The following is an 11141-nucleotide window of genomic DNA, read 5'->3' on the forward strand; positions in this document are numbered from 1 at the left end:
CAAACTACACTTTTTCGTTGCCACCCCTGTTACATAGATGCCACAGCACGACAAATGCCATGATTGCTGCTTGCAGAAAATTATATTCATGGTTGAAACGTAAAAGCACGTTTGCCATGACGCCTTTCCCCGGGTGGTGTACACAGGCCACGCTAATCTTGATCACGGAGCCCAATCCCATGACATCCGCCGCAAAAACGCCTGTATCCCGGTGCGTACGTGCCATGGACATACATCGCTGGCTGGCCGTTCTGGTCATGGTGGGGCTGGCCGGGTGTGGGGGCGGGCCTTTGGGGGATCGTCTCGATTCGGCGCTGGCTACAGGCCGGGCACAGGGTATGCAGCCGCAATGGCTGGACAGTGGGCCGTTCACTCTGCTGGCCCAGATACGGATACAGGCACCGGATCAACCATTGCGGCTTTATATAGAAGGGGATGGCTTTGCCTGGATCACCCGCACCCGGCCTTCGCCCGATCCCACGCCGCACCGCCCGGTGGCGTTATGGCTGGCGGCCCGTGATCCAGCGCCCAACGTGGCGTGGCTGGCGCGTCCGTGCCAATACAGCATGCTGGCCCGGCCGGAAACAGCATGCGACCGGTCGTACTGGACACATGCCCGCATGGCTCCTACCGTCATAGAGGCTGTGGATGCTGCCGTAACCGCCCTGCGCGAACAGGCCGGGGCCACAGCGGTGGAGCTGGTCGGCTATTCCGGCGGGGGGGGTATTGCCGCCGTGCTGACCGCACGCCGGAGTGATGTGGTGGCTTTACGTACTGTAGCCGGCAACCTGGATTCCGGGGCCTTTGTCCGGCATCACCGGGTTTCCCCCATGACCGGGTCTGTCGATGCTGTCACAGAGGCCGCGCACGCGCGCGCTGTGCCACAGATCCACTTTGTCGGGGATCACGACCGCATTGTCCCCCCTTTCCTGGCCGATACCTTTATCCGCCGAGCAGGGCCAGCGGCTGTCAAGATCGTGGTTCCAGGCATGGATCATGCCCACGGGTGGGATACCGCATGGCCCACACTCCTGCAGCATCCTCTGCCGGATGTAGCCAAGACATCACCGTGATATCCTAGTACCGTGAAAAAGACACATTTACATTGCCGCAAACAAAAACCGGACATACCCTGTGCACGATCGTTCCGGACCTGTTGTGAAGGGTCCGGCGACGAAGGGGCAACAATAAAACAAAAAATACAGGGGACGTACCATGTCAGATACAAAACAGGCCGGGTTCGCCACCCGGGCCATTCATGCAGGCTATGATCCACACAGCCATCAGGGCTCCTTGGTGCCGCCGGTTTACATGACATCAACCTTTGCATTTCCCAATGCCCAGACCGGAGGAAAACGCTTTGCCGGCCATGACGCCGGGTTTGTCTACACCCGTCTGGGGAACCCGACACTGGCGCTGCTGGAAACACGACTGGCTGCACTGGAAGGAACCGAAGCTGCGCTTGTCACCGGATCCGGCATGGGGGCCATTGCAGCCACCCTGTGGGCCCTGCTGTCCCCCGGGCAGGAGATTATCGTTGACCAAACCCTGTACGGCTGCACGTTTGCCCTGTTGCACCATGGCCTGGCCCGGTTCGGGGTCAAGGTTACCCATGTGGACCTGACCAATCCGAAGGCACTGCCCGCCGCTATCGGGCCAGATACCGCCGTTGTATATTTCGAAACTCCGGCCAACCCCAATATGCGCCTGATCGATATTGCCGCCGTATCGGCTATAGCCCACCAAACCGGGGCCGTGACAATTGTCGACAATACCTACGGTGCCAGCGTTATCCAGCGCCCGGCCGAGATGGGAGCCGATCTGGTCGTGCATTCCGCCACCAAGTACTTGGGTGGGCACGGTGACCTGACCGCCGGAGCCGTTCTGGGGACAAGTGACATGGTTGCGACTATTCGCGCAACAGGATTGAAGGACATGACCGGGGCTGTGCTGTCTCCGTTCGATGCCAGCCAGATCCTGCGCGGGCTGAAAACGCTGGAGCTACGGATGGCCCGGCACTGTTCTACAGCCGCCGCTATCGCACGCTTGCTGGAAAAACATCCGGCTGTTCGCACCGTCATGTATCCGGGGCTGGACAGCAACCCTTCGCACGATCTGGCACAGCGGCAGATGACCGGGGGTTTTGGCGGCATGGTTGCCTTCGAGCTGCATGAGGGAATGCCCGCCGGGCTGGCTTTTATCGATGCCCTGCGCCTTGTGACCTGCGCTGTCAGCCTTGGCGATCCAGAAACGCTGGTGCAACACCCGGCCAGCATGACCCATTCCACCTATACGCCGGAAGAGCGGGCAGAACACGGGATCTCCGATGGACTGATACGAATCTCAGCCGGGCTGGAGACACCGGTCGATATTCTGGGTGACATCCGCCAAGCACTGGACCATACGCGCACATCCAGCAACAGGAAACCCGCCGGAACCTGTACTTCCCGGCGGGCACTATGAACACATTGTGCATCGGGTAACCGGAAGGCTAACCCCCGGTCCGGATTTCCTCGACAAAGCGGGTGACTTCGGTCCTTAACACTGCGGATTGCTGCGCCAGCTCCTTGGCTGCAGACAGAACTTGGCTGGCGGAATTACCAACCTCGCCGGATGCTTCGTTCATGCTGCGGACGTTCTTGGTCACCTCGCCCGTACCGTTGGAAGCCTCTTCCACGTTGCGAGCAATCTCACGCGTGGCCGCATCCTGTTCTTCCATGGCCGAGGCAATAGCCGCAGAAATCTGGTTCAGGCGCCCTATGGTCTCGATCACCATGGCAATCGCTGCCACCGCATCATGGGTCGCATTCTGTACAGCCCCGATCTGCTCGGAAATCTGGCCGGTGGCGCGGGCTGTCTGGTTGGCCAGGCTCTTGACCTCGTTCGCGACTACGGCGAAGCCTTTGCCGGCCTCCCCGGCACGGGCCGCTTCAATCGTGGCGTTCAATGCCAGAAGGTTGGTTTGGCTGGCAATGTCATTGATCAAATTGACTACTTCGCCAATCTGTTGGGTAGACTGGGCCAGCCCCTTGATAATCTCGCCGCTACGACCTGTCTGGTCAACGGCATCGGCCGTAATCTGGCTGGAGTCGGAAACTTGGCGCACAATCTCCTGGATCGAGGCTGCCAGCTCTTCTGATGCCGAAGCCACCGTCTGCACGTTGGATGAAGCCTGCGTTGCCGCCTCGGCCACCACCTTACCTTGGGATGCGGACATCGAAGCCAAGGACGTCATGGATTCCGCACTGGCCTGAAGCTCTGTAGCCGCAGAAGACAGTGTTTCGACAATAGATTGCACGGACGACTCGAAACGATCGGCCAGAGCGTTCATTGCCGCTTTCTTTTCCTGCTCGGCGCGGCGCTTCTGATTGGCCTGCTCGGCCTCCATCTGGCGGATACGGATGCCGTTCTGACGGAAGACATCAACACTGCGGGCCATAACCCCAATTTCATCCTTGCGATCCAGCCCCTGTATTTCAGTGTCAAAATTACCGTCCGCAATGGTTTCCATGACCGAAGCCAAGCCATTCATCGGTCCAGATATTGTCGTCTTGACCAGAACAATAGCGGCCAGAACAACGACAATCAGGCCGCCGATAATCAAGACAATCGTGCCAACAATAGCCGCATCAGCGCTATCACCCAGATTATCCGACTTTTTCTGCAGCTCGACATCAACGTTATCAACCAAGGAAGCCACCGTCGTACGCACCGTACGGCCCTGTGGGGTTGCCTTGTCTACAAGGACGATTAAACCCTCGTCAAACTTGCGAGCAACGATCAGATCCCGGGCCTCGACAAGGGCGCCTTCGTAAGCCGCAAATTCCTCGACGATGGCACTGATACGGGGGGCATAAACGGGCAAAAGCTTTGCGGCCTCTGCCGTCCGTTCCCGGAACAGCTTGAAGTCGTTGTTGATCTCGTCTGATATGCCCTTGAGGACCGCATCCTCCCTTTCCTGCGTCAGGCGATAGGCCAAACGCCCGGCATTCAGCAGGTTTTGGTTGGCCCGCGCCAGAAGCACCTGCACCTTGGTGTCATGGACAAGCAGATCAGAGTAGGAATTATCAATCTCCGCCATGCGGACGACAGCCAAACCACCGGCAGCAACCGTGGCCAAGGCCATAAGAGCGACCACCGCCAGAACTTTGAATGTCATGCCAACGTCAGCGAATCGCATGTCCATCTCTCCTGCCGGGAACCAGGACCAACCATGCCCCACCGGGACTGCGTGGATGCACCGGCGTTGATCTTGGCGGTCGGCCTGGAAGGCAACAAGAAAAACCTGTTTTGCCTTTACATGGAGACACAACTTGACCGTAACAAAACAAACACAATCCCCGGGTGCTTTTAGCCCATAGGTGTATTGCTAATTCACCATCCGGGCGTGAACCTGCCCAAGAACCCTGCGAAAGGTAGAAATGCTATGATTGGGCAAGGGAACAAAGAGTTTGCAGGCCTTACGGCAATTACGCTTGATATGAACCATCGCTTCATGGCTGACGCAGGTTACGGGGCAGAAGACCATGTCCACACATGACACAGCACCAGCCAGCTGTGGGCAACCATCATCCAGCCCTCCATCGTGATGGATAAACTCCCCGTTACAGGACCGGACCACATCTTCCAGATGACGGGCAACATGACTTATTCCACCAACATACAAAATCTTCTGCTTTTTCAGGTCAATATCATCCCCGACCCTGTTCCCATCAAAAGCCCCGCGTGAATCTGATCCTTCCTGGCGAAGCCGATTCTCCAGCTCAACAACACGAGCCTCCAAGGCCCGATTCCTCTCCCTCTCACCCGACTCCCGTTCCGATAACAGGTCCAGACGACGCAGAAGTCCTTCAACCTGACGGGCCAAAACATCTCTCTCGGCGCGAGCCGTACGGGCGGCCTCTTCAGATGTACGCAGAACTTCCCCACTTTCCAGATCAGCCAACCGCGACGCCAAATCTTCGACCCGGCGCTGCTGAATACTGGCGATGGCTATGTTCCGTCGCGCCTCATCACGTTCATCGCGCATCTGGGCCATCAAAGCACGCAACCGACCAATTTCTGCCGTGTGCTCAGCCAAAGATGCCTCCAGACGTACTATCTTCTGCATATCGGCCCGCTGCACAGCCCCGGACAAGTGGGACAGCATATGCACCTCACCATAGGCGCGTTCACGCAGATCGCTGCAATCCAGCGGATGAGTCATCAAGGCCCAATAAGCCCCGGGGATATCGCCACTGTCCAATGCCTCGTTCCACAGGGTAGCCAACTCCCCTTCATCACGCGTTCTCATAAAGCGTGATACTGTCGCCTGATAGCGCTTGTCCAAAATCCGCATAACCTGCTTGCCCAGTATCTTGTTCTGGGCTGCTAAATGGACAATGACACCGTGCAGGCGGTAATCGCTGATATCAGGAGCCAAGTGTACAGAAAGCTTTGCCGCAAGCTTCCTGAGATCTGAAAGCGTCAGACATGTCCCGACGATACTGCAATGCCAACGCGGCGCAATTTCGTCCAGGCGAAGACGACGGGAAGAAAGGGGGTATGACTGGGTCAAAAAGTCCTTGGGCAGGCTCATGGGGGACATGCAGATCTCTCCTCGACGGGGTGAGGGATTATATTTGATATTAATTTTCATTATCAATAAAGGGACCGACCGGGAACTGGCAAGATTTTTTATTGTTTCAGTGCCCGGAAGACCGCTGATGAAAAATGACTGAATAGTCCTCTATGGCACATTGACCCCTGAAACGGGACTCCTATACTGAATACTCATGGGTGTGCCTGTGGATATGTCCGGCAGGACAAGCGCAATGCCTCCCGCTCTGGCCAACCTGTTGACGAAACAGTACTGTTTGTTGCTCCGGACTTAGCGTGGGTTTTATGCCGTCCAAGCTATCGTTCGGAGGGTTACGGGAAGACAGATCATCCTTGGGTAGACCGTCAAGGAAAGCTCGCAGGTCTGGCGGAGTCGGCGGAAAGCACGCTCTTCTTTTCCGGTTTTCACAAGTTTTTTTGCCCTGCCCTTGTTTCGCCTTGGTACATGTTTACGAATTGGTGGTTTTTTATCGTGTTGTCACTTGTGCACTGCAATCCGGATGGACCAAGTGCCTTGGCCGCACTCTCCACACAGCTCCCGGGAGGTGAGACCATGCCATCGTTGATTTCTGATACTGCCCGCCGCGCTTTTCTGCGTTCTGTGCGCAGCAATGTCCTTGCCAAGCGCCGTACCATGGCATGGGAAGATCCGGACCTGGAAACTCTTCTGGACGATCCTCTGATCATGGCGGTCATGAACCGCGACGGTGTGCGCCCGGATGATGTAAGGGCTGCTTTTGAGGCCGCACGAGCCAACCTTTCCCATTAAAGGGTACAAAGTACTGCAAAAGAGCCGGAACAGGGACGTTCCGGCTCTTTTATTGTTTGTCAGCATGCGACACTAAGAGGGTCACTACTTCTCGACAAACGCCTTTTCAATAACATACTGACGGGGGTCATTGGATGCTCCCTCGTGAAAGCCACGGCCTTCCAACAACTTGGTCGTATCCGTCAGCATGGCAGGACTCCCGCACAGCATGAACCGGTCATCTTCAACATTAGGTTCTGGCAACCCAAGATCACTGAACATCTTTCCACTCTCTATCAGGGTCGTAATGCGTCCCTGAACGGGGTGCTGTTCGCGAGTTACAGTCGTATAGTAAAGAAGCTTGTCCCGCACCAAATCCCCAAGGAATTCATGCTTCGGAAGTTCGCGGGTAATGTAGTCGGCATAGGCAAACTCTGCCACTTCCCGGCACCCATGAACAAGGATAATTTTCTCATAACGCTCATAGGCATCAGGGTCACGAATAACACTCATAAACGGCGCAAGCCCGGTACCAGTCGACAAAAGATACAGGTGACGACCGGGCAAGAGACTGTCTTGCACCAAGGTCCCGACCGGTTTGGTACCGACCAGAACCATATCACCAACCCTTATGTGCTGAAGACGGGAGGTCAAAGGTCCGTCAGGAACCTTGATCGACAGAAACTCGAGCTCATCCTCATAATTGGCGCTGACCATGGAATAGGCCCGCAAGAGAGGCTTTCCCTCTACCTGGAGCCCGATCATCGTAAACTGACCATTGATATACCGGAACCCCGGATCGCGTGTTGTCCGGAAACTGAACAGACGATCGGTCCAGTGGTGAACGTAGGTTACTGTCTCCCGCCGAATATTACTCATGATTCTCCACATAATAGCCAGAACCCGGGGCTGCGCCCTTCCCGGGATGTGTGTGCAGGAATGGGGTTTCCGTCAGCGCGACACCCTGCAGAATGATCGTATGGTTAACATGGGGTTACCCCCGAGGCAAATTGATTGGAAGAACCATGTCGTGGCGCATACATACAATGCTGGGCCGCGACAGAAACAGTCGCGGCCCAGCACAGGACAACAAAGGAGAAAAATATCAGGCGGCGTCTTCAACCCAACGCACAGCCCCGCCCGGTGTCATCGTCACCTCGGCCGCGACCTGCAAGGCTAACCCACCACAGGACGTTTCCCGATACTTGGGGTCCATATCCTTACCGGTTTCGTACATCGCGGCAATAACCTTATCCAGGGAAACCTTGGGCGTGCTGATCCGGTGCATAGCCATACGCGCCGCATTGATCGCCTTGACCGCTGCGATGGCATTACGCTCGATGCAAGGAATCTGCACCTGCCCACCAACCGGGTCACAGGTAAGGCCCAGATTATGCTCCATCGCAATCTCGGCTGCCATACAGACCTGCTGCGGGCTTCCGCCCAGAAGTTCGGTCAATCCGGCAGCAGCCATGGAGCACGCTACCCCAACCTCTCCCTGACACCCGACTTCAGCACCAGATATGGAAGCGTTCAGCTTGAACAAGCAACCTATGGCGCCGGACGACAGGAAGAACCGCAGCGTTGTATCTTCGTCCAAGGGCTGAATGAAGTGATCGTAATACGCCAGAACCGCCGGAACAACACCACAGGCACCATTAGTGGGGGATGTGACAACTTGCCCGCCCGCTGCATTCTCTTCCGACATGGCCATGGCGTACATGTTGACCCAATCCATAACGTTCATGGGGTCATTGGCCATTTTCAGGGACGTTGTCAGCATTCTGTGGAGAGCTGAAGCGCGCCGGGGAATTTTCATCGGACCAGGAAGATTACCCTCCACACGCATACCGCGCTCCATGGACCCCTGCATCACCTGCCACACACGGCGGAAATGGGAACGCAGCTCGTCGGTATCATGGAACGCTCTCTCGTTCTCCATGACCAGGGCCGATATGGACAAACCCGTTTCCTCACACATGCGCAGCAAGTCTTCGGCGGACAGGAAATGATGGGGAACCGGTGTTTCGCTACAGGACCTTTGATTGAACTGCTCTTCCTCGACAATAAATCCACCGCCGATGGAATAGTACGTCTTGGAGAGAATCAGTCCATCGTCGCCATAAGCGTGGATTTGCATACCATTTTCATGCAGGGGCAAATTCGCACGATGAAAGTCCATGCTGAACGTTACGCGCTGCTTGGTTCGCCCCAGGTTCAACGTCCCCGTTGCCTCAACATCCGCGACAACAGACGGTATCTGGTCAGGATTGACTGTATCAGGCTGATTCCCGCACAGCCCCATGATAATGGCATGATCTGTACAGTGCCCCTTGCCGGTCAGGGCCAGAGATCCATAACAATCAACATGGATCCTGCGCGTCTGGACAAACTTCCCCGTCTCTTTCAAAGCCCCCAGGAATTGATGGCCGGCGCGCATAGGGCCCACTGTATGCGAACTGGATGGGCCGACGCCTATCTTGTAGATGTCAGACATACTGAACATGGTAAAATCTCCCGGATAACTTTCGCCTGACAGGGCCCGGCCGCTCTCTCCGGCCGGACCCGCTTTTCGGTCAGGACAGCAGATCGAAGAAGATTGCAGTCATGGCAATCAACCCAATCAAAACAACAAAGATGTTGCTGAACGCGCCAGAGTACCTCTTCATCGAAGGAACCTTGGCGATGGCATACATTGGCATCAGGAACAACAACGCCGCAATAACCGGACCACCCAAACTTTCGATAGTGCCGATAATGCTGGGATTAAAGGTTGCAGCCATCCAGCAGCTCAGGATCATGAATACAGCGGCAACACGATCAAGAACAGAACCGGACATGACTTTCCCGCGCTGGCGCAGTTCCTGCTGGATCAGGCCATTAAAGCCTTCCTTGGCGCCCATATAGTGACCCAAGAATGACTTGCTGATAGCAATGATCGCAATCAAAGGCGCAGCCCAGGCGATAGCAGGCGTCGAGAAATGGTTGGCAAGGTAGGAAAGAATGGAAATGTTCTGCTCTTTCGCGGCCATCAAGTCGGCCGGCGACAAGCTCATCACGCAGCTGAACACAAAGAACATGACAGACACGACCATCATGGCATGGGCACGGAACAGAACCCGGCTGGAAGCTGGTTCCGCGTGCTCACCATGCAAACGCTGCTGGTCAACCGCAAAGGAAGAAATAATCGGCGAGTGGTTGAAAGAAAACACCATCACCGGAATTGCCAGCCATACGGTCTTCCAGAATGTCACGCCAGAAACGGCGTCGGAAAAGCTTCCCGCACTGTCAAAGGCAGCAGAGCTCCACTCAGGGATCAGGTAAATAGCCAGAATCATCAACGCTGCAACGAACGGATACACCAGAAGGCTCATGGCCTTGACGATCATTTCCGCACCCAGACGAACAATAGCCATCAAGGACAGAATCAAGATCAGGGACAGAACAGCGCGGTGCGGAACCCAATCAGCCAAACCAAGCTGGTTGATCATGAAGGATTCAACCGTGTTGGTAACAGCAACGCTGTACAGCATCAAAATGGGGTAAATGGTCAGGAAGTACAGCAGGGTAATAATCTTCCCAGCTGCACTGCCAAAATGTTCCTCGACGACTTCCGTAATGTCAGAACCCGGCTTCCGGCTGGACATGACAAAACGGTTAAGCCCCCGGTGGGAGAAGTACGTCAACGGGAAGGCAATGATGGCCATCAGCAAAAGAGGCCACAGCCCACCAATACCCGCATTGATAGGCAAAAACAGGGTTCCAGCACCAATTGCCGTCCCGTAAAGGCCCAGCATCCACGTGGTGTCGTGGCGGCTCCAAGCAGCCGGACCGACTGCGGCCGCCGACGGATTTGGCACTGATGATGATACAACTTGAGACATGCTACACACGACCTCTGCTGGTATGGGCTCGGTTTTTCAATCAGCCTCCCTATTAGAACGCGGGTCGTTTCGCACCGCACCAACGGGAAACCATCCGAGATTTCGACTCAACGGTTTGCGAACTTTATTTTCTTTTTCTCATTCCAAGGGCCACGCTAAAACGAAGCCCGAGTGTTTGCCTTGACATACATCAAACGCTTACGAAGTAATATTGCGGACCAGATCGACTGTCCATCACTTTCGCATACAGAAGCAACCTTCTCTGGAATACTCTATGGGCGACAAGGGCACCCCCTAAACCAGATTCTGTGACCGTAAATACGAAAACAGTGCTATGAAAATAAAATACAAAAAAGAAAAAACACGCACATGGGGTGAACTTGAGCCAGTGCCAGCCTCAAGATACACAAGTCCTGTATTTCACATGTGATATCAGGGTTTAGCTCTGCCCGATATGGTTAAAACGACCCCTTGACGGACGGCCATAGCTAAATAAAAAGGGAAATTTCATACCTTTTGCGGCATTCGCTTTGACTAACGCGAATGCCGCAGCACGTAGATTAAGAATATGTTCGAAAAATTGACGCCCTTACACATGTGTGACCTTGATTGCTAAATGGCTTTGAATTTTGATTGCTATTTGGCGTGCTCGGAGCGTGTGAGGGTGCGGTACACGGTTGGCCTGGAGACGGAGAACAGCTCGGCCAGATCGCTGATGCTGTAGTCACCGGTATCGTACATCCGCCGCAACTCGCATTGCTGCCGTTCGGAGAGCTTTGGCTTTTTGCCGCGTAGTTTGCCCTTGGCGCGGGCTACCGCCATGCCCTCGCGGGTCCGTAGCCGGATGATGTCCGACTCAAACTCCGCAAAGGTAGCGAGGATGTTGAAGAACATCTTCCCCATGGGGTCGG

At 55.4% G+C, this 11141-nt stretch carries 9 protein-coding genes; 3 read left to right on the plus strand and 6 right to left on the minus strand.

The genetic code is table 11. From position 1 onward, the window contains the following. Positions 1–179 precede the first annotated feature (179 nt). Positions 180–1073, plus strand: coding sequence for an alpha/beta hydrolase (locus tag HEQ61_RS09645; RefSeq protein WP_168021063.1), 894 nt, complete (start codon positions 180–182; stop codon positions 1071–1073). A 142-nt stretch (positions 1074–1215) separates the two neighbouring features. Continuing rightward, positions 1216–2463, plus strand: a complete 1248-nt coding sequence (gene megL, locus HEQ61_RS09650) for a methionine gamma-lyase (RefSeq protein WP_168021062.1) — start codon at positions 1216–1218, stop codon at positions 2461–2463. A gap of 28 nt (positions 2464–2491) precedes the next feature. Here megL and HEQ61_RS09655 read toward each other — a convergent pair whose 3' ends face one another. Together HEQ61_RS09655 and HEQ61_RS09660 are read right to left on the minus strand one after the other, a co-directional pair. Further along, positions 2492–4180 (minus strand): methyl-accepting chemotaxis protein, encoded by a 1689-nt coding sequence (locus HEQ61_RS09655; protein ID WP_168021061.1) that lies wholly within the window; start codon positions 4178–4180, stop codon positions 2492–2494. 189 nt (positions 4181–4369) lie between these two features. Beyond that, complete coding sequence (locus tag HEQ61_RS09660) at positions 4370–5587, minus strand: DUF2325 domain-containing protein (RefSeq protein ID WP_168021060.1); 1218 nt, start codon at positions 5585–5587, stop codon at positions 4370–4372. 564 nt (positions 5588–6151) lie between these two features. Between HEQ61_RS09660 and HEQ61_RS09665 the strand changes: the two genes are divergently transcribed. Next, positions 6152–6367: a hypothetical protein gene (locus tag HEQ61_RS09665; protein WP_168021059.1), complete on the plus strand. Its 216-nt coding sequence runs from the start codon at positions 6152–6154 to the stop codon at positions 6365–6367. 84 nt (positions 6368–6451) lie between these two features. Here the strand turns inward: HEQ61_RS09665 and HEQ61_RS09670 are convergent, their stop codons facing one another. The 4 genes from HEQ61_RS09670 to HEQ61_RS09685 all read right to left on the minus strand — a co-directional run. Continuing rightward, complete coding sequence (locus HEQ61_RS09670) at positions 6452–7225, minus strand: ferredoxin--NADP reductase (RefSeq protein WP_168021058.1); 774 nt, start codon at positions 7223–7225, stop codon at positions 6452–6454. 226 nt (positions 7226–7451) lie between these two features. Further along, a complete protein-coding gene (locus tag HEQ61_RS09675; RefSeq protein ID WP_168021057.1) occupies positions 7452–8852 on the minus strand; it encodes an L-serine ammonia-lyase in 1401 nt (466 codons plus the stop codon). Between the two features lie 70 nt (positions 8853–8922). Next, positions 8923–10230: a serine/threonine transporter gene (locus HEQ61_RS09680; protein WP_168021056.1), complete on the minus strand. Its 1308-nt coding sequence runs from the start codon at positions 10228–10230 to the stop codon at positions 8923–8925. Positions 10231–10866: 636 nt separating this feature from the next. Further along, positions 10867–11141, minus strand: a 275-nt coding sequence (locus HEQ61_RS09685) for a helix-turn-helix domain-containing protein (RefSeq protein ID WP_168084785.1), incomplete at its 5' end; no start/stop codon positions are given.

It is taken from the genome of Haematospirillum sp. H4485, from assembly GCF_012102745.1.
Classification (GTDB): domain Bacteria; phylum Pseudomonadota; class Alphaproteobacteria; order Rhodospirillales; family Rhodospirillaceae; genus Haematospirillum.